The sequence below is a fragment of the Ancylobacter mangrovi genome (assembly GCF_024752335.1).
GTDB classification, from domain to species: domain Bacteria; phylum Pseudomonadota; class Alphaproteobacteria; order Rhizobiales; family Xanthobacteraceae; genus Ancylobacter; species Ancylobacter mangrovi.
Window position 1 is genome coordinate 352,209 of sequence record NZ_JANTHY010000005.1, and the last position, 19,654, is coordinate 371,862.

The 19,654-nt window shown below is 69.2% G+C and carries 16 protein-coding genes; 6 read left to right on the forward strand and 10 right to left on the reverse strand.

Translation table 11 applies throughout. The annotated features are described in order from the left end of the window. The first annotated feature begins 3 nt into the window (after window positions 1-3). Window positions 4-1,017 (forward strand): Bug family tripartite tricarboxylate transporter substrate binding protein, encoded by a 1,014-nt coding sequence (locus tag NVS83_RS15055; RefSeq protein ID WP_258733714.1) that lies wholly within the window; start codon window positions 4-6, stop codon window positions 1,015-1,017. A 76-nt stretch (window positions 1,018-1,093) separates the two neighbouring features. Here the strand turns inward: NVS83_RS15055 and NVS83_RS15060 are convergent, their stop codons facing one another. After that, window positions 1,094-2,107, reverse strand: coding sequence for a Bug family tripartite tricarboxylate transporter substrate binding protein (locus NVS83_RS15060; protein ID WP_258740044.1), 1,014 nt, complete (start codon window positions 2,105-2,107; stop codon window positions 1,094-1,096). A gap of 432 nt (window positions 2,108-2,539) precedes the next feature. Between NVS83_RS15060 and NVS83_RS15065 the strand changes: the two genes are divergently transcribed. The 5 genes from NVS83_RS15065 to NVS83_RS15085 are packed head-to-tail and all read left to right on the forward strand — an operon-like array spanning window position 2,540 to window position 9,189. After that, entirely contained in the window at window positions 2,540-3,988 is a 1,449-nt protein-coding gene (locus NVS83_RS15065; protein ID WP_258740045.1) for a UbiD family decarboxylase, read from the forward strand. Window positions 3,989-4,017: 29 nt separating this feature from the next. Next, window positions 4,018-5,208, forward strand: a complete 1,191-nt coding sequence (locus tag NVS83_RS15070) for an ABC transporter ATP-binding protein (protein WP_258740046.1) — start codon at window positions 4,018-4,020, stop codon at window positions 5,206-5,208. A gap of 3 nt (window positions 5,209-5,211) precedes the next feature. Further along, window positions 5,212-6,939: an ABC transporter permease gene (locus NVS83_RS15075; RefSeq protein WP_258740047.1), complete on the forward strand. Its 1,728-nt coding sequence runs from the start codon at window positions 5,212-5,214 to the stop codon at window positions 6,937-6,939. Window positions 6,940-6,961: 22 nt separating this feature from the next. After that, a complete protein-coding gene (locus tag NVS83_RS15080; protein ID WP_258740048.1) occupies window positions 6,962-8,065 on the forward strand; it encodes an ABC transporter substrate-binding protein in 1,104 nt (367 codons plus the stop codon). Window positions 8,066-8,094: 29 nt separating this feature from the next. Next, window positions 8,095-9,189 (forward strand): ABC transporter substrate-binding protein, encoded by a 1,095-nt coding sequence (locus tag NVS83_RS15085; RefSeq protein ID WP_258740049.1) that lies wholly within the window; start codon window positions 8,095-8,097, stop codon window positions 9,187-9,189. 109 nt (window positions 9,190-9,298) lie between these two features. Here the strand turns inward: NVS83_RS15085 and NVS83_RS15090 are convergent, their stop codons facing one another. The 9 genes from NVS83_RS15090 to NVS83_RS15130 form a co-directional block, all read right to left on the reverse strand. Next, on the reverse strand, window positions 9,299-11,614 hold the full coding sequence (locus NVS83_RS15090; RefSeq protein WP_258740050.1) for a xanthine dehydrogenase family protein molybdopterin-binding subunit: 2,316 nt from the start codon (window positions 11,612-11,614) through the stop codon (window positions 9,299-9,301). A gap of 2 nt (window positions 11,615-11,616) precedes the next feature. Beyond that, window positions 11,617-12,093: a (2Fe-2S)-binding protein gene (locus NVS83_RS15095; protein ID WP_258740051.1), complete on the reverse strand. Its 477-nt coding sequence runs from the start codon at window positions 12,091-12,093 to the stop codon at window positions 11,617-11,619. Between the two features lie 24 nt (window positions 12,094-12,117). Next, a complete protein-coding gene (locus tag NVS83_RS15100) occupies window positions 12,118-12,987 on the reverse strand; it encodes an FAD binding domain-containing protein (RefSeq protein WP_258740052.1) in 870 nt (289 codons plus the stop codon). 96 nt (window positions 12,988-13,083) lie between these two features. After that, on the reverse strand, window positions 13,084-13,824 hold the full coding sequence (locus NVS83_RS15105) for a class II aldolase/adducin family protein (protein WP_258740053.1): 741 nt from the start codon (window positions 13,822-13,824) through the stop codon (window positions 13,084-13,086). 34 nt (window positions 13,825-13,858) lie between these two features. Continuing rightward, window positions 13,859-16,237, reverse strand: a complete 2,379-nt coding sequence (locus tag NVS83_RS15110; RefSeq protein WP_258740054.1) for a xanthine dehydrogenase family protein molybdopterin-binding subunit — start codon at window positions 16,235-16,237, stop codon at window positions 13,859-13,861. Continuing rightward, the gene (locus tag NVS83_RS15115; protein ID WP_258740055.1) at window positions 16,234-16,731 is read right to left on the reverse strand and encodes a (2Fe-2S)-binding protein; all 498 of its coding nucleotides are present in this window, start codon (window positions 16,729-16,731) and stop codon (window positions 16,234-16,236) included. The genes NVS83_RS15110 and NVS83_RS15115 overlap by 4 nt, the downstream gene beginning before the upstream one ends. A gap of 17 nt (window positions 16,732-16,748) precedes the next feature. Then, complete coding sequence (locus NVS83_RS15120) at window positions 16,749-17,624, reverse strand: FAD binding domain-containing protein (protein WP_258740056.1); 876 nt, start codon at window positions 17,622-17,624, stop codon at window positions 16,749-16,751. A 31-nt stretch (window positions 17,625-17,655) separates the two neighbouring features. Continuing rightward, window positions 17,656-18,288, reverse strand: a complete 633-nt coding sequence (locus tag NVS83_RS15125) for an SRPBCC family protein (protein WP_258740057.1) — start codon at window positions 18,286-18,288, stop codon at window positions 17,656-17,658. 48 nt (window positions 18,289-18,336) lie between these two features. Beyond that, window positions 18,337-19,653 (reverse strand): amidase, encoded by a 1,317-nt coding sequence (locus NVS83_RS15130; protein ID WP_258740058.1) that lies wholly within the window; start codon window positions 19,651-19,653, stop codon window positions 18,337-18,339. Window position 19,654 lies beyond the last annotated feature (1 nt).

Genomic DNA, 19,654 nt, shown 5'->3' on the forward strand with positions numbered 1-19,654 from the left:
TATGTGACGGCTCTCCTGGGTGTCGCGTCGTGTCTGGCGCTCGCGACCACCCACCTCAAGGCCGAGACGGTCGAGGAGTTCTACAAGGGCAAGCAGATACGGGCGATCATCGGCTACAGCGTCGGTGGCGGCTACGACACCTATACGCGCCTGCTCGCGGCCCATCTCGGCAAGCACATCCCCGGCAACCCGACCGTGGTGCCGGAGAACATGCCCGGCGCCGGCAGCCTGAAGGCGGCGAACTACCTGTTCAACGTCGCGCCCAAGGACGGCACCGTGATCGGCACCTTCGCGCGCGGCCTGCCGATGGAACCGCTGATCGGCGGCAGCGCTACCCATTTCGACGCCTCCGCCTTCTCCTGGCTCGGCAGCATCTCCGACGAAGCGAGCGTCTGCGTGACCGGGGCCAATTCGAAGGTCACGAGTTGGGACCAGGCGAAGACCACCGAGTTCACCGTCGCCGGCGAAGGCTCGGGCTCCGATCCCGACATCTTCGCGACCATGCTGAAGAACCTGTTCGACGTGAAGATGCGCCTCATCACCGGCTATCCCGGCACCAACGAGATGACCATGGCGATCGAGCGCAGCGAGGTCGACGGACGGTGCGGCTGGTCCTGGGCGGTGCTCAAGGCCACCAAGGCGGACGAGCTCAAGAACAACAAGCTGCACGTCATCCTTCAGCTCTCGCTGCGCGAGATCAAGGACCTGCCGGACGTGCCGAACGTGATGGCGATCACCACCACGGAGAAGCAGCGCGAGGTGCTGCGCCTCGTCCTCGCCCGGCAGGTGATCGGCCGCCCCTATGCCGCCCCTCCCGGCATTCCCAAGGACCGGCTCGAGGCGCTGCGCAAGGCGTTCGACGAGACGATGAAGGACCCCGCATTCCTCGCCGATGCCGAGAAGGCCGGCCTCGAGGTCGACCCGGTGAGCGGCGCGGAAGTGGAGGATCTGATCCGCGGCCTCTACGCGCTGCCCAAGGACGAGGTCGCCAAGGCCCGCAGCGTCATCGTCGAGTGATCGGTGAGGCGAGCAAAGGAAAGGGCCGCGACGGCAATGTCGCGGCCCTTTCTTTCGTCTGAAGGAGGCTCGGCGGCTATTTCGCGGCGCCGGAGATTTCCGCCACTTCGTCGAGCAGCGCCTTGGGCGTGGTGTAGAGCTGGTCGAGAAGTTGCTCGATGCGCTGGCCGGTGATGGGGCGCACGTCGAGCTTCTGCTTGGCGGCATCGGCCAGGAACTCCGGGTCCTTCACGGTCTCGTCGAACGCCTTGCGCAGCAGCGCCAGCGTCTCGGGCGGCACGCCCGGAGGGGCGGCATAGGGACGGCCCATGACGTTCGGCCCGAGGATGAAGGCGAGCAGGCGCTTCTGCTCGTCGGTCTTGGCGAAGTCCATCACGTTCGGCACGTCGATGGAGGGGTCTTTCTCCAGCCCAGCCTGCAGGATGATGCGGATCTTGCCCTCGTCGAGGAGCTGGCTGAAGCGGCTGCGCACCGAGCTCAGCGACACGCCGCACAGGCCGTCGATCTCGCCGCGCTCGACCGCGAGGAACATCTCGCTCGTGCCCGGATAGCCGGTGACCAGCTTGGTCTTGGTGCCGAACAGTTTCTGCAGCGCGATCGCCATCGTGTCGACGTCGGAGCCGCGGCCTTCACCGCCGAACACGTGGTCCTTGGTCAGCATGTCGTCCCAGGTGGCAATCGGCGACTTGGTGGAGGTCAGGCAGACCGTGGTCTCACCGGAGATCGAGCCGATCCAGCTGAACTTGCGCGAGTCGTAGCCGGCGTCGCCCAGCAGCGGCGCCACCGCCGCCTGCTGCGCGAAGGTGCCCATCACCGAGCCGTCCCTCGGCGCCACGCTGAAGATGTAGTTGGCCGCCTTCAGGCTTCCCGCGCCCGGCATGTTCTGCGGCAGGAAGACCGGCTCGCCCGGCAGGTGCTTACCCATGTGCCGCGACAGCAGGCGCGCATAGGCGTCATATCCCCCGCCGACGCCGTAGCCGATGATGACACCGATCTCCTTCGCCGGCGCCGGCTCGACCGCGCGCGCCGCCGGCATATGGAGCGCGAGCAGGGAGGCGGCGAGCGCCGCCACCGTGAAATGTCTGTGCATGGCTGGTCCCCGTCTGGTCCGTTTCTGTCCTTCGGCTCCCGCCGAAGCCGGCCCCAGAGTGGAAGCAATTTTTGCTCCAGGTCAATTAATTGTTTAAATATTGGCACAACTCACCGAAATTGGCCACATTTCCCGAAGTTGACGGGAGACCCATCTCGCCGACAGCAAAAATCCAGCTCGGGCGACGTCGCGACCCGCCCCTGCGCCGCACTCCGCGGCACTCGGCCGGTCGCAGTCATGCCCGTCCGGCGCCGGGCCGCTGCCTCGGAAACGGGCAAAATGCGAAGTAAACGCTGATGTTTGTCCGCCAATGACGAGATGGTTATTTTTTGAACAAAGACACCCATTGACGCGGGCCGCAGAGGGTGTTCCATTTTTCGTACATCCACGCAGATGGCAGCCGCGCAAGAAGGCTGCCCGGAGGTACGGTTCATGCTTCAGGCGACCACCCGCAACCAGGACCTGCGCTCCTGGATCGAGGAGATGGAGGCCGCCGGTGAGCTCCTCTCCATCATGGGCGCCGACCACGAGCGTGAGATCGGCGGCATCGTCGACATCTACCAGCGCAAGATCGGCGGCCCGGCGCTGCTGTTCGACCAGGTGCCGGGCTATCAGCCGGGCTTCCGCGTGCTGGCCAACCTGTTCGTCTCGGTGAAGCGCATCGCCCTCACCCTTGGCCTGCCGGAGGACATCAGCGAGGTCGAGCTGGTCCGCTTCTGGCGCGACCGCTTCAAGAATACGCCGGTGATCCCGCCCGAGGAGGTCGAGACCGGCCCGATCCTTGAGAACGTCGCGTTCGGCGACGACATCGACCTGCTGAAGATTCCGACGCCGCGCTGGCACGAGGGCGACGGCGGCTACTACATCGGCACCGGCTGCATGGTGATCATGAAGGATCCCGACAGCGGCTGGATCAATTACGGCGCCTATCGCGGCCAGGTGCACGACAAGGCGCTCGCCACTGTCATGGCCTCCAAGGGCAAGCATGGCGACATCATCATGCGCCGCTACCACGAGCGCGGCGAGCCCTGCCCGATCGCGGTGGTGGTGGGCGTCCATCCCGGCCTGTTCTCGGTCGCCGGCCTCGAAATCCCCTATGGCAAGAACGAGTATGACGTCGCCGGCGGTCTGATGGGCCAGCCGATCCGCGTCATCCGTGGCCCGAAGACGGGCCTGCCGATCCCGGCCGAGGCGGAGATCGCCTATGAGGGCTTCATCCATGAGGGCGACCGCGTCGACGAGGGCCCGCTCGGCGAGTGGACCGGCTACTATGCCGGCGGCCTGAAGAAGGAGCCGGCGATCCGCGTCGCCAGCCTGATGCATCGCAACGATCCGATCCTCACCGGCTGCATCCCCGCCGTGCCGCCCAATGATGACACCTTCTATCGCGGCACCTACCGCGCCGGCGCCGTCTGGCACGAGATGGAGGCGGCCGGCGTGCCGGAGGTGCGGGGCGTGTGGTCGCACGAGGCCGGCGGCAGCCGCATGTGGCTGACCGTCTCGATCAAGCAGATGTATGCCGGCCACGCCAAGCAGGCCGGCCTCATCGCCTCGCAGTGCCATGCCGGCGCCTATGCCAACCGCGTGGTCGTGGTGGTCGACGAGGACATCGACCCGGCGGACATGGACCAGGTGGTGTGGGCCATGTGCACCCGCTGCGACCCGCGCGACGACGTGGACATCCTCAAGGGCTGCTGGAGCACCACGCTCGACCCGCGCGCCTATCCCGACGAGACCCGCAACATGAACTCGCGCATGGTCATCGTCGCGTGCAAGCCGTGGAACCGCATCAAGGACTGGCCGCAGGTGGTGCGCAACAGCGCCGCGCTCGACGACCATCTCCGGGCGAAATTCGGCCCGTCCCTGCCGTCCTTCTTCTGAGCGGCGCCATGAACCCGGGGAGGCCAGCCATGCCCACCGCGCTCTCTGACACCCCCGCCCGCGACCTCGCCGCCGGCACGGGCCCGCGCGAGAGACCGGCGGCGGCCGATGCGCTGCTGAGCCTGCGCGGCGTGCGCAAATCCTATGGCGGCGTGGCGGTCGCGGTGGAAGGTGTCGACCTCGACCTCGCGCCGGGCGAGATCCTGACGCTGCTCGGCCCCTCGGGCTGCGGCAAGACCTCGACGCTGCGCATCGCCATCGGCCTCGAGCGGGCGAGCGACGGCGAGGTCTGGCTCGGCGGCCAGCTCGTCGACGCCCCTGCCCGGCGCATCTTCGTGCCCCCGGAGCGGCGCAACATGGGCATGGTGTTCCAGTCCTACGCGATCTGGCCGCATATGAGCGTGTTCGAGAACGTCGCCTATCCCTTGCAGGCCCGCCGCAGGCCGGCGGCGGAGATCAAGGCGGAGGTCGACCGCCTGCTCGACATGACCGGGCTCTCCAGCTTCGCCGACCGGCCGGGCACGCGCCTGTCCGGCGGCCAGCAACAGCGGGTGGCGATCGCGCGCGGCCTCGCCGCCGGCTCGGGCGTGCTGCTCATGGACGAGCCGTTCAGCAATCTCGATTCCCATCTGCGCAACCACATGCGCGCCGAGGTGAAGCTGCTGCAGCGCAAGCTCGGCATCGCCGTGCTGTTCGTCACCCACGACCAGTCCGAGGCGCTGGCCCTGTCGGACCGCATCGCGGTGATGCGGGCCGGCCGGATCGAGCAGATCGGCCCGCCGACCGAGCTCTACAACAACCCGGCCTCGGCCAATGTGCGCGACTTCCTCGGCGAGAACATGCGCCTTTCCGGCCGCGTCCGCGCGCGGGGGCGGGACGCGGGCCTCACCGTCGAGCTCAGCGAGGGCAATATCTGCCTGGTGGACGGGCAGGACCACACGGGCGGCGCGCCGGTCGGCTCGCCCTGCCTGCTCTCCATCCGGCCCGAGCATGTGCGCGTTGAGCCGGCCCCCGCCGGCCCGCACACGGTCGAGCCGAACGTGGTCGCCGGCCGCATCCTCGCCATGCTGTTCCTCGGCTCGGCCTTCGAGGCCAGCGTGCGGCTCGCCTCCGGCGCCGTGGTTACGACGATGCTCGGCTCCGACACCGAGCTGAAGGAAGGGCAGGCGGTGCGGCTCGTGCTGCCGAAGCTCCGGCTCCACGCCTGGCCGGAGGACTGAGCGATGAGCACCGCCGATCTCGCCGCCGTCTCGCCGCCGGCCCGGGTCGGCCCCCTCACCCTCGGCGCCGCCTACTGGCTGTTCATCGCCGCCGTCGCGGTCGTCACGCTGTTTCCCGTGGTGGTGCTGTTCGTCACCGCCTTCGAGGTCGGCACGTTCGGGCGCGAGACCGTGTTCGGCTTCGACAACTGGATCGAGCCGTTCCGCAGCCCGCGCCTGCTGGAGGCGCTGTGGAACACGCTCACCCTCAGCGCCGCGCGCCAGATCATCGCCCTCGTGGTGTCGATCGGCCTCGCCTGGCTGATCGCGCGCAGCAACCTGCCGGGGCGCGGCTGGCTGGAGGTCGGCTTCTGGATCGCCATGTTCATGCCGGCGCTGCCGGTGACCATGGCGTGGATCCTGCTCGCGGGCGGGCGCAGCGGCCTGATCAACATCTGGCTGCGCGACCTCTCCTCCTTCCTGCCCTACCCGCTGTTCAACATCTATTCCTGGGGCGGCATCATCTGGGTGCACCTCGTCACCTCGACCATCCCGATCAAGGTGTTCCTGCTCATCCCGGCGTTCCGCAACCTCGACGCCTCGCTCGAGGAGAGCGCGCGCGCCTGCGGCAGCGGCCTGATCGAGACCATCCGCCGGATCGTGGTGCCGCTGATGGTGCCGATTCTGGTGGTGACGACGCTGATCGGCCTGATCGGCGCCATGCAGTCCTTCGAGATCGAGCTGATCCTCGGCACGCCGGCGTCGATCGACGTCTATTCCACGATCATCTACAGCGCGATGAAGCAGGAGCCGCCGCTCTACGGCGTCGCCAGCGTGCTCTCGATCCTGTTCGTCACCGCCATCCTGCCCTTCGTGTTTCTGCAGAAATGGTATGGCGGGCGCCACACCTACGGCACGCTGGGCGGGCGCTTCTCCAGCCGCACGCAGGACCTCGGCCGCTGGCGCTGGCCGCTGTTCGCTCTGGTGCTGCTGCTGGTGATGCTCATGACCGTTGTGCCGACGGCGATGATCATCACCGGCACCTTCATGAAGCTGTTCGGCGCTTTCAACCTGCCGCAGCCCTGGACGCTCGAGCACTGGCACGAGGCGTTCTCGCAGAGCGAGCTTTACCGCTCGCTGACCAACACGCTGAAGCTCGGCTTCGGCGCCGCCTTCACCGGCATGATCGTCTATTCCGCCATCGCCTACATCACCGCCCGCAAGCGCTACATGGGCGGGGGGCTGCTCGACTTCCTCACCTGGATGCCGACCGTGATCCCCGGCATCGTGATGAGCATGGGCCTCTTGCAGATGTTCCTGCAGGTGCCGGTGCTGCGGCCGATCTACGGCACGACCTGGGCGCTGATCCTCGCCGTGCTGATCGGCGGCATGACGGTCGGCGCGCAGATCATCCGGGGCACCCTGCTCCAGCTCAGCTCCGAGCTCGAGGAGGCGTCCTGGACCAGCGGCGCCTCGCGCTGGCGCACCTTCCGCAAGGTGCTTCTGCCGCTGGTGGCGCCCTCGGTCATCGTCGCCGGACTGAACATCTTCGGCACCGGCGTCTCCGTCGTCAGCCTCGTCGTGCTGCTCGGCACCGGGCCCTCGCAGCCGCTGTCGATCCTGCAGCTCGCCTATCTCGATTCCGGCCATTTCGAGCCGGCGACGATCATCGGGCTGTTCATCCTCGCCATCGCCGTCACCGCCGCGGTCCTCGCCCGCATCGTCAGTGCGCGCTTCGTCCTCTCGCGCTGAACCAGAACCTGAGGGAAGAACCATGATCACGCGTCGTGCATTGCTTTCGACCACCGGCGGGCTCGTCGCCGCGGCGACGCTGGCCCCGGCGCTCTCGCGCGCCGCCGGCGAGCCAGACGCGGCGTTCGACGCGGCGGTGAAGGCCGCCAAGGGCCAGTCCCTGAACCTGATCGTCGACCCGCCGCAGGCCTATCGCGACATCGCCGCCATCTTCGCCAAGGCCTATCCGGATATCAACGTGCAGACCACGGTGATGCACCCGAGCGACGCGGCGCCCCGCGTCATCACCGAGCAGCGCAACAAGGTCTACTCCTTCGATGCCTGGTGGGGCACCTGCACCAACATGAACAGCATCGCCGCGCCCGCCGGCATCCTCGCCGAGCTGCCGCCCTATTTGCTGCTGCCCTCGGTGAAGGACGCCTCGAACTGGCGCCTGCCGGACATGCTCTACACCTCGCCGAAGCCGTTTGTCTTCGTGCACACGCTGGGCCTCATCAACCAGGGCGCCTACAACACCGACCTCGTGCCCGGGGGCGTGCTCACCCTCGACAAGCTGCTCGACCCCTCGCTCAAGAAGATGATCTCCATCCGCGTGCCGAGCCGCCCGCATGGCGGCTCGCTGATGCTGGCGCAGATCGCCAAGCAGAAGGGCTTCGACTTCGTCGAGACGCTGCTGCGCACCATGGAGCCGGTCTATGTCGACAACGACCGGCAGAACACCATGTCGGTGGTGCGCGGCGACACCGCGGTCGGCATCGGCACCTCGGAGGAGACGCTCTATTCCTGCCACCAGGAGAAGGGCTGCACCAATGTGAAGGTGTTCCCGACCGCCGACATGCAGGCGCGCGGCGTCTCGGTGCTGAACAACGCGCCGAACCAGGCGGCGGTGAAGGTCTTCGTCAACTGGCTGCTCAGCAAGGAAGGCCAGGAGACCTATGTCCGCGAATGGTCGAAGACCAATTTCGGCGGCGGCTTCTCCATGCGCAAGGACGTCGAACCCGGGCCGGGGCAGAGCGACTCCATGCCCGACATGAGCCACATCGAGACCTACAGCGCCGTCTCCTACGACAGCGGATGGGCCGACGTGCAGAAGATCATCTCGCTCTACAAGACCATCCAGGGCTGAGCGAACGAACCAGACAGGGAACCCACTTCATGTTGGATCGCAGGCAATTTCTCGCCGGCGCCGCCCTTGCGGGTGCCGCCGCGACCGGCCTTCCGCGCCCCGCGCGTGCGGCGGCCGACTGGGACGCGACCGTGGCGGCGGCCAAGGGCCAGTCGCTCAACCTCATCATCGACCCCTATCAGGCGCACAAGGACGTGGTCGCGGTCTTCGCCCGGAAGTTCCCCGGCATCGACGTCCAGGCCAGTACGCTCCACCCGAGCGACGCCGCGCCGAAGATGCTCACCGAGCAGAAGAACGGCGTCTATAGCTGGGACGCGTGGTGGGGCACCTGCTCCAACATGAACAATGTCGCCCTGCCGGCCGGCGGGCTCGACCTGATCGACCAGTATTTCGTGCTGCCGGAGGTGATCGAGGCTTCGAACTGGCGCCTGCCGAACCTGCGCTACACCTCCAAGCGCGGCAACTACGTGTTCGTGCACACGCATTTCCTCATCAATTACGGCGCCTACGACAAGGGCCAGGTGCCCGGCGGCGTGCTCACCCTCGACAACCTGAGCGACCCCTCGCTGGTCGGCCGCATCTCCATCCGCGTGCCGAACCGGCCGCATGGCGGGGCGATGATGCTGGCGCAGGTGGCGAAGGAGAAGGGCATCGGCACGGTGGAGACCATCCTCACCACCATGAAGCCGATGTTCGTCGACAATGACCGCCAGAACACCATGTCGGTGGTGCGCGGCGACAGCGCGGTCGGCATCGGCACCTCCGAGGAGACGCTCTACGACTGCCACCAGAGCGGGGGTTGCACCAATGTGGTGAAGTTCCCGGTCTCAGTGATGCATTCGCGCGGCATCTCGGTGCCGAAGAACCCGCCGCACAAGGAGGCGGCGACGGTCTGGGTCAACTGGCTGCTGAGCAAGGAAGGCCAGGAGGTGTTCGTCACCGAATGGGCGAAGTCCAATCCCGGCGGCGCGCTGTCGATGCGCAAGGACGTGGCGCCCGATCCCAAGCACCTGGAATCGGTGCCGGATTTCGACAACATCGACCAGTATGTGGCGGTGGCGCTCGACAGCGGCTGGACCGACCTGAAGCAGATCATCGACCTCTACAAGAAGGTCAACGGCTGAGGCTTCTGCGGCCGGCGCCAGCCGGCCTGCCCCTTCGGGCGGTAGGGATGTGTCTAGGAAGACCTCGACGTCCCAGCCACATAAAGGGATGATTTAAGAAAACGCCTTATCAGACGGTGATCGCGCGGTGGCGCTCGATCGCCGCCTTCAGCCGCTGCGGCGTCAGGGGGAGCTGGACCACGAGCCCGTCCATCCCCAGCGCCTGGTCGACCGCCGAGGCGATCACCGCGCCGACCGCCGAGATGCCCGCCTCGCCCGCGCCCTTGATGCCGAGCGGGTTGCACGGGCTCGGCGCATCCTCGGTCAGCAGCACCTCGATCGCCGGCGTCTCCGCCGCGGTCGGGATCAGGTAGTCGGCGAAGGTGACGGAGAGCGGCTCGCCGCGCTCGTCATAGCTGAACTCCTCGTAGATCGCCCCGCCGAGCCCCTGCGCGAAGCCACCCACGATCTGGCCGCGCACCAGCATCGGGTTGATGGCGCGGCCGATGTCGTAGGCGATCAGCAGGCGCTCGATGGCGATGGCGCCGGTCTCCTCGTCCACCTTCACCGAGGCGATCTGCAGCCCGTACGGATAGGTCTGGTGCGCGGTGTCGAACCAGCCGTCGGCGGAAAGGCCCGGCTCGCGCCCGCCACGCGTCTTCGCCGCCGGCACCAGCGCCTTCGCGACGGTGGCGAGGTCGATCGAGGGGCCGTCGGGCTGGTCGGTGCGCACCACGCGGCCGGCGACGATGTCGAGCCGGTCGGGCGGGGCCTGCATCAGCTCGGCCGCCATGTCGATCGCCTTGGCGCGCACCTTGGCGGCGGCGATGGCGGTGGCGTTGCCGGTCATCACGCTGGCGCGCGAGGCATGGGCGCCGACGCCGAACTCGATGCGGTCGGTGCGCCCGTGCGTCACCCGGATCTGCGCGTAGTCGACGCCGAGCTCCTCGGCGCAGATCTGCGCGATGATGGTCTCGAAGCCCTGCCCGACCGAGGCGCCGCCGGTGATCACTTCGACGCTGCCGGAGACGTCGACGACGACGCGCACGCCGTCGGTCGGCCCGAGACCGCTCTTCTCGACGAACATCGCCACCGCGGCGCCGACCTTCTCGCCCCGGGCGCGGCGCGCGGCGAGGCCGGCGCAGTGCTCCTCCCAGCCGAAGGCCGTCAGCGACTTGTCCAGCAGCCCGGCATAGTCGCCGGAATCATAGACGACATGCTCGCCGAGCGCGGCGAGCGGACGGGCGAAGGGCATCTCGTCGGAGGAGATCAGGTTGCGCCGGCGCACCTCCAGCGGCGGCAGGCCGAGCCGCACGGCGATGGCGTCCATCAGCCGCTCGCGCACGAAATTTGTCTCGTAGCGCGCCGGCGAGCGATAGGTCGCGGCCGGGGTCTTGTTGGTGAGGCGGAAATGGCCGAGTGCCCTGTAGGCCGGCAGGCGGTAGGGCCCCGGCAGCAGGCCGCAGGTCGAATCGGCAACGCGCGTGCCATGGGTGCGCACATAGGCGCCCTGGTCGTGGAAGAATTCGTTCTCGATGCCGAGCAGGTGCCCTTCCGCATCGACTGCGGCGCGGATGCGATGGCGCTGCTGGCGCGAGTGATTGGCCGCCATCAGGTGCTCGCGGCGGTCCTCGATCCACTTCACCGGCCGGTCGAGCCGGAGGGCGGCGAGGAGCACCAGCATGTCCTCGGGATAGAGCTCGCCGCGTATGCCGAAGCCGCCGCCGACATGCGGCTCGAAGCAGTGGATGCCGACCTGCGGGCGGCCGAGCATGCGGGCGATGAACTCGCGGTTCTTGTGCGGCACCTTGGCGGCGCCGTGCAGCTCCAGCGCGTCACGGGCGGCGTCGTAGCGTCCCACCGCGCCGCGCGTCTCCATCGGCACGCCGGAGTGCCGGCCGACCTTGAGGTCGAGCTCCACCACCGCATGGGCGCGGGCGAAGGCGTCGGCGATGTCGCCATAGTCCTGCGTGCACAGGGTCGCCTCGGTCGAATGGCCGGGCGAGAAGCCGCCGGGCGCCTCGTCGGCGGCGAGGATCGGCGGCAGTTCCTCGATGTCGAGCGTCACCGTCTCGGCCGCGTCCTCGGCGAGATAGGCGTCCTCGGCGAAGACGGCGGCCACCGGCTCGCCGACATAGCGCACCGTGTCGCGGGCCAGGATCGGCTGGCGGAACGGAGCCAGCTTCTCGTTCGGCCCTTCGCGGAAATCGATCGGCGAGACGCCTTCGAGATCGGCGCCGGTCCATATCGCGACCACGCCCGGCATCGCCCGCGCCGCGGCGGTGTCGACGCCGAGCAGGCGGCCATGGGCAATCGGCGAGCGCACGATGCGCATGTGGAGCTGGCGGGGGAAGTTGATGTCGCCGACGAAGCGCCCGCGCCCGCGAACCAGCGGCCGATCCTCGATGCGCGGAACGGACGCCCCGATGACCGGGCTGCGCGCCATGCTCAGGCCTGCATCTGGTTCATGGCGGCGCGCACCGCCTTGACGATGTTCTCGTAGCCCGTGCAGCGGCACAGGTTCGAGGACAGCACCTCGATCAGCTCGGCGTCGCTCATGCGCGGGTTGCGCTCGATCGCGCCGGCCGCCAGCATCAGGAAGCCGGGCGTGCAGAAGCCGCATTGCAGGGCGTGATTGGCGATGAACGCCTCCTGCAGCGGGTGCAGCGTCTCGCCCTGCGCCAGCCCCTCCACCGTGCGGATCGACGCGCCGTCGGCCTGCACCGCGAACATCAGGCAGGAGCGGACCGTGGCGCCGTCGACGATGACGGTGCAGGCGCCGCAGACGCCATGCTCGCAGCCGAGATGGGTGCCGGTCCAGCCGCAATCGTCGCGAATGGCGTCGGCCAGCGTCTTGCGCGGCTCGACCCGGATGTCGTGACGCTCGCCATTGATTGTGAGGGTGATGTCGATCCTGTCGCTCATGTCATCCGCTCCTCATCCGCTCCGTCAGGCGCCCGCATCGCGGGAGGCCGCCTCCAGCGCCCGCCGCACCACCGTGCGCACGAGGTCGCGCCGGTAGGCGGCATTGGTGTTCGCGTCTTCGAGCGGGTCGATCCCGGCCGCCGCAATCTCCGCCGCCGCCCTGAAGGCCGCCTCCCCCGGCGGCTGGCCGACCAGCGCGGCCTCGGCATCGGCGATGCGGCGCGGATGCGCCTCGGCGCCGCCGACGCCGAGCCAGGCGCGGGCGACAAGGCCGCCTTCCAGCTTGTAGGCGCACAGGCAGGAGGCGAGCGCGAAGTCGCCGGCGCGCCGGCTGAACTCGTAGAACCCGGCGCGCGCGTCCGCCGGCAGCAGCGGCAGGCAGACCTCGACGAGGATCTCCTCCGGCTCCAGCGTGGTCATCATGATACCGAGGAAATAGTCGCGCGCGGCGATCTCGCGCGTGCCCGAGCGGCTGCGGGCGACGAGGCGCGCGTCCAGCGTGACGGCGGCGAGGCACCATTCCGAGGCCGGGTCGGCGTTGGCGAGGCTGCCGCACATCGTGCCGCGCGAGCGGATCGGGAAATGGGCGATGTTGTGCGCCACGCGCGCCAGCAGGCGGCCGGTAGGTCCCGGCTCGACCGGCGTCTCGAAACGGACATGCCGGGCCAGCGCGCCGACCACCAGTTCGCCGCCCTCCACCGCCACGCGGTCGAGCTCGCCAATGCCGTTGATGTCGACCAGATGGGTCGGATAGGCGAGGCGCAGCGCCATCATCGGGATCAGGCTCTGCCCGCCGGCGATGACGCGCCCCTCGAGCGGCGCGACCTCGGCCAGCATGGCGACAGCCTCGTCAAGCGTTGTGGGGCGGTGATAGGCGAACGGCGCGGGCTTCATCAGGACCCCGGGTTTCAGTCGGTCAAATGTACCAAAAACGGTACAGTTCGCTTTTATGTTCCTATTTTGGTATTTGGACGAGTTCTCAAACGGCTGTCAAGCACGTTCCGGACCCACCGCCTCGATACGTCGCGTCAACGAATACAGCCATTGCCGCTCGATCGGATCGGGCCGCAGCCGTGATGCGAGGGCGATCTCGCCGGGCGTCAGCGACTCGACCGGGCCGAGCGCGCGCGCGGCGAGCTGCACGCCGGCATTGGCGGTGGAATGGACGGCGCGGAAGAACATCTCTTTCAGGCTGCGTCCGACCACGGTCGCCCCGTGCCGGCGCATCAGCACCACCCAGTGCGGGCCGAGCGCGCGCGCCAGCGAGGCGCCCTCCTCCGGGCGGACCAGCAGCAGGTTGGTGTCGCCGAACTCGTCCTGGCTGTCCCAGAACGGGGCTTCCTCGCCGATCACCGCGCCGAGCTGGTTGACCGGCACCAGCCGCTCCCGCGACAGGCAGAACGGCATGATGGCGGCGGCGTGGTGGTGGCAGACGGAGTTCACGTCCGGGCGGGCGCGGTAGATCTCGCTGTGGATCACGCCCTCGGAATAGACCCGACGGTCGGTCGGCTCGACCGGCCGGGCGTCGAGGTCGCAGACGATGATGTCCTCCGCGCGCACATTGATCGGCGCCTTGGAGACCGAGATCAGGAAGCGGCCGGGGTCCTCGGGATGGCGGACGCTGGCATGGCCGAAGGCGTCGAGCACGCCCTCCTGCGTCAGCATGCGGTTGGCGAGCGCCAGATCGCGCACCAGGTCGCCGAGATCCGCCGTCGCGGGAGCCGTTGTCATCTGCGCCTGTCCTTTCGAGCTGCCCGCGACCCGCTCACGGGCCGTCCGCGCGGGCGATGAGGTCGAGAATATCCATTGGCGACAGCGGCGCATGCGAGATCCGTACCCCGAAGGGCTGGAGCGCATCCTCGACCGCCGAGGCGATCACCGCCGGCGTCGGGATGACGCCCGACTCGCCGACGCCCTTGATGCCGAGCGTGTTGAGCGGCGACGGGGACTCGCGGTGGAACAGCTCGATGCTCGGCATCTCCGGCGCCGTCACCAGAAGATACTCGCCGTAATTGTTGGTCAGCGGCTGGGCATTGGCGTCGAAGCCCATCCACTCGAACAGCGCGTTGCCGATGCCGTGGGCAATACCGCCGATCACCTGGCCATCGACCAGCATCGGGTTGATCATCTGCCCGCAATCATGCGCCAGCAGATAGCGCAGCACCTGCACATGGCCGGTCTCGACATCGACCTCCACCTCGGCGACGGCGCTGCCGCTGGAGAAGGCCATGTCGTGCACGATCACCTGCTCGGTCGCCTCCAGCCCCGGCTCGAGATTGCCCGGCAGCACGTAGCCGGCGATGCCTTCGAGCGCGCGCGCCACTTCGCCCAGGCCGATGGCGCGGTTGTTGCCACGCATGCGGATATGGGTGCCGACGATGGTGAGTTCGTCCGGTTGCGCCTCCAGCATGTGCGCGGCCGCCTTGAGCGCCTTGGCGCGCACCTTCACGGCGGCGGCGTGGGCGGAGGAGCCGGCCATCACCGCCTGCCGGCTGTTGAAGCCGCCGAAGCCGAGCGTCATCGCCGCCGTGTCGCCGGTGGTCACCACCACGTTCTCTATCGCGCCGCCGAGCTGCTCGGCGACGACCTGGGCGAGCATGGTCTTGGTGCCCTGCCCCATGGCGGTGGCGCTGGAGGCGACATGAATGCGTCCATTGGCGGCCACGCGCACCCGCACCGGCTCGAATGGCCCGCGGCCTGTCCCTTCGACATAGTTGACGAGGCCGAGGCCGATATGGCGCCCCTGCGCGCGCGCCTCGGCCTGCCGGCGCGGGAAATCGTCCCAGCCGGCCTTCTCCATCACCAGCCGCTGGGCGGCGGGATAGTCGCCGCTGTCGAGCACCACGAAGGTGCCGCCGCGCAGCTTCATCGGCTTGCGGCACGGCATCTGCTCGGGCTGCACGAGGTTGCGGCGGCGGATCTCCACGCGGTCGAGACCCAGCCGACGGGCGGCCTGGTCGAGCAGGCGCTCCATCACGAAGGCCGCCTGCGGCTGGCCGGCGCCGCGGATCGGCGTGACCGGAACCTTGTTGGTCAGCAGCAGCTTGCTGGCGAGCCGGTAGGCGGGAACGTTGTAGGCGAGCGGCACGGTGATGGCAGAGGCGAAGACGACATTGGTCCCGCGCGCCGTATAGGCACCATGGTCGTGCAGCAGCGAGCCGCGCATGCCGAGGACACGCCCCTCGGCATCGAGCGCCATCGCCATCTCCCAGTGCTGGTCGCGCTCCTGGGTCGTGACGACGAAATGCTCACGCCGGTCCTCGATCCATTTCACCGGGCGCCCGAGCTTCACCGCGCTCGCCGCGACGACCGCCTCCTCGGGGTAGAAGACCAGCTTCGGCCCGAAGCCGCCGCCGAGCTCGGGCGTCACCACGCGGATGGCGTCGGAATCGCGCGCCAGCAGGTCGCACAGCAGGCGCTGGGCGACGTTCGGCGTCTGGGTCGAGCTCCAGACCGTGAGCCGGTCCTCCAGCGGGTCAAGGCTGGCGACCACGCCCCGGCATTCCATGGAATGCGAGCCGCCGCGATGCAGCCAGAACCGGTCCTCCACCACCTCGGCGGCGCCGGCGAAGGCGGCGTCGACATCGCCATACGCCGTGTCGAGCTCGGCGACGATATTGTGCGGCAGGTCGGCGTGGACGCGGGCGCCGCCCTCGGCCAGCGCCGCGTGGCAGTCGGCGACGACGGGGAGCGGGTCGTAGTCCACCTCGACCAGCGCCGCCGCGTCCTCGGCGAGGTAGCGCGAGGCGGCGATCACCACGGCAATCGCCTCGCCGACATGCACGGTCTCGTGCCGCGCCAGTATCGGGCGGTGCACCTCCAGCAGGTAGCTGGGGCTCGGCATGGCGACGACCAGCCGGTCGCTTGTCAGCACGTCCCGCAGGTCGTCGAACGTCATCACGGCGACCACGCCCGGCGCCGCGCGGGCGGGTTCGCAGTCGATGGAGCGGATGCGTGCATGGGCATGCGGGCTGCGCACGAAGGCGGCTTCCAGCAGGCCGGGCAGATGGATGTCGTCGACGAAGCGTGCGCGCCCGCGCAGCAGCGCATCGTCCTCCACCCGCGCCACCGGGCGGCCGAAGGTGTGGGGCGCAGGATCGGCGGCGGGACGCGACGCGGCGGCGGGACGTGGCTCGGCGGTCATCCGCGCACCTCGCGCCCGGCGGACGGCAGCAGGCTGCGCACCGCCGCGACGATTCCTTGATAGCCGGTGCAGCGGCAGATATTGCCGGACAGCGCGACCCGAATGTCCTCGTCCGAGGGGCTGGGGTTGTCGCGCAGCAGCTCGGTCAGTGTGGTGAGGATACCCGGTGTGCAGAAGCCGCACTGCAGGCCGTGATGGTCGGCGAGCGCCTGCTGCAGCGGCGGCAGCGGCTGGCCTTCCGTGCTCAGTCCCTCGATCGTGACCACCGCCTGGCCGTGGGCCTGCACCGCCAGCATCAGGCAGGAGCGCGCCGTATGGCCGCCCACCAGCACCGTGCAGGCGCCGCACACGCCGTGCTCGCAGCCCACATGGGTGCCGGTGAGCTGCAGCGTATGGCGCAGGAAATCCGCCAGCGTCAGCCGCACATCCACTTCCGCGCGGCGGACGACCTCGTTCACCGTCACGCTGATCAATCGCCGTTCGGCTTCGTCCATGGCTCGCTCCGCGCCGATCATGCCGCCACCTTTGCCATAGCGTGGCGCGCCGCCTGCTCCAGCGCCCGGCGCGCCATCACCGGCGCGATCCGGCGGCGATAGGTGCCGCTGACCAGCGCGTCGTCCATCGCCTCGATCGCGCCGCACAGGCGGCAATGGTCGGCGAAGATGGCCGCGGACGGCGCTTGCCCGGCCAGCGCCTCCTCCACCTCGCCCATGCGAAGCGGGGCGACGCCGACGCCGCCGAGCACCAGCACCGCGCGGGCGATGCGCCCGGCACCGTCGAGCTCGATCGTCGCCGCCGCCGAGACGATGGCGAAATCGCCGTGCCGGCGCGCCATCTCGACGAAACCGGCGCCGTGGCCGGCCGGCGGGACGGGAATGTCGATCGCGACCAGCATCTCGTCGAACTCCAGCGCGGGGGTCATGAAGCCCAGCGGAAACTCGGCCATCGCCAGCCGACGCTCACCCTGCGGCCCGCGCGCGACGATCTCCGCGTCGAGCGCCATGGCGACGGTGACGAGCTCGGCCGCCGGATCGAGATGGCAGAGCGAGCCGCCGATGGTGCCGCGATTGCGCGTCTGGCGATGCCCGACGTGGCGGAGCCCCGCCCCGATCAGCGGCAGCCTTTCGGCGACCAGCGGCGAGAATTCGAGGTCGCGCTGGCGGGTCATCGCGCCGATGCGGATGAGGCCCGCCTCCTCGCGGATGAAGGCGAGCTCGGGAACGCGGTTGAGGTCGATCATGTGATCGGGCTGGACGAAGCGCATGTTGAGCATCGGCATCAGCGACTGGCCGCCGGCCAGCAGCTTCGCGTTCTCGAGGCTCGCCAGCAGCCCGACCGCCTCGTCGGCCGTCTGCGGATCGTAGTAGCGGAAGGGAGGCGGTTTCATCGGCGGATGCGGGGGTTCGGGATGGGCTCGGTCAGGTGGATTTCAGGCCGAACAGGCCGCGCAGCCAACTCCAGAATGCGGAAAAGATCAGCGAGAAGCCGGAAATCGGCTTGGCCGGCGCCGAGCGCGGACGCGGCGCGGCGGGTGCTTCCGGCGGGACCGAAGCGGCTGACGGTGCTTCCGCCAGCGCCGGCTCCACGGCCGGCGGCGGGGCCGCGGCGATCTCGTTGGCGAGGTTCTTGGCGAACTGGCCGATGAGCTGGCCGGCCACACTCTGGATCATCCCCGCCCCGCGCCCGTACTGCGCGACCGCGCCGGAGAGGTTGAGGCTGGTGTCGACCGTCACCCGCGTGCCGATCTCGGACGGCGCGAGCGAGAACACGACGCTGGCATTGGCGCCGCCGCGCCCCTTGGAATCGGTGCCCTGCGCCTCCACCCGGGCGCGGTGCTCGGCCTCGACGATCTCGACGAAACGCGCCGTGCCGGTGAAGCTCAGCGCCACCGGGCCGAGGCGCACCGATACCTTGCCCTTGTAAGTCTGCGGATCGACGGTCTCGAGCAGTTCCGCGCCCGGCATGCAGGGAGCGATGCGCTCGATGTCCATCAGGACGGCCCATGCCCGGTCGGGGGGAAGCGGCACCTCGAAGATGTTCTGCAGATCCATGATCGTTCCTTGACCAGCCGTTCCCCGCGCCTTTTCCGTCAGGCCCCGTCAGCCGACGCCGAAGCGCCGGCCGATCCAGCGCGCGGCGCCGAGCAGCAGGGTTTCGCAATAGTGCGCCGCCACGAGCTGGATGCCGACCGGCAGCCCGTTCGGGCCGCGATGGGTCGGCAGCGTCAGGCTCGGCAGGTGGAGCATGGTCCAGATCTCCTGGAAGCGCGGATCGCCGGCATAGGCCAGCCCCTCCGGCGCCTCGCCCGGCACGCAGGGCGTCAGCAGCACGTCGACCTGCTCGAACAGCCCGGCGACGGCCCGCCGGTACTGCGCGACATGGATCTGTGCCTCGACATATTCGTGCCGGCCGATGGCGAACCCCTTCTCGCAGGTCGCGATCATCTGCGGGCTGAAGGCGTCGCGGCCGAACTGCCATTCGGCGGCGAGACTCTGGGCGCGCTCATAGGCGTTGATGACCGCGCGCTCGGCGGTCATGCGCTCGAAATAGGCCGGAACCGGGATCTCGATCACCGTGGCGCCGGCGCTGCCGAGCGTGTGGGCGGCGACCTCGATCGCCTCCACCGTCTCGGGCTGCGCCGTGTCCCACAGATGGGTGCGGAAGATGCCGACGCGCGGCGGCGTCTCCGGCACGACGTGCATCGCCTCGTCATTCGACAGCACCGAGGCGAACAGCTCGATGTCGTCGAGCGTGCGGGCGATCAGCCCGACCGTGTCGAAGCTCTCCGCCGCCGGCTTCACGCCGACCGGATTGAAGGTGCCGAAGGTCGGCTTGAATCCGATCACCCCGCAGAAGGAGGCCGGGCGCAGGATCGACCCGCCGGTCTGGGTGCCGTAGGCGACCGGCACCATGAGGTCGGCCACCGCCGCCGCCGAGCCGCTCGACGAGCCGCCGGGCGTGCGCTCCAGCGCCAGCGGATTGTGCGTGTGCGTCGGCGCCGAGCCGGCAAACTCGGCGGTGATGGTCTTGCCCAGCACCAGCGCCCCGGCCGCGCGGGCGAGCGCGACGCAGGCGGCGTCGACCCTCGGGCGATAGCCCTCGTAGAGCGGCGAGCCCATCGCGGTGGGAAGTTCGCCGGTATCGATCACGTCCTTCACGCCGAACGGCACGCCATGGAGCAGGCCCCTCGCCGACGTCCGGTCGGCAAGGCGGGCGGCGGCGAGCGCCTTTTCCGCGTCGAGCGCGGCCCACGCCTTCACCTCCGGCTCGCGCGCGGCGACGCGCTCGAGGCAGGCGCGCATCACCGCCTCGGCCGTGAAGCGGCCGCCGGAGATGCCGCGCGCCATCTCCATGGCGGAGAGTGCGTTGAGCGCCTCGGGAGCGACGGACCGGCTTGCGGGGGACGAGGCAGCCATG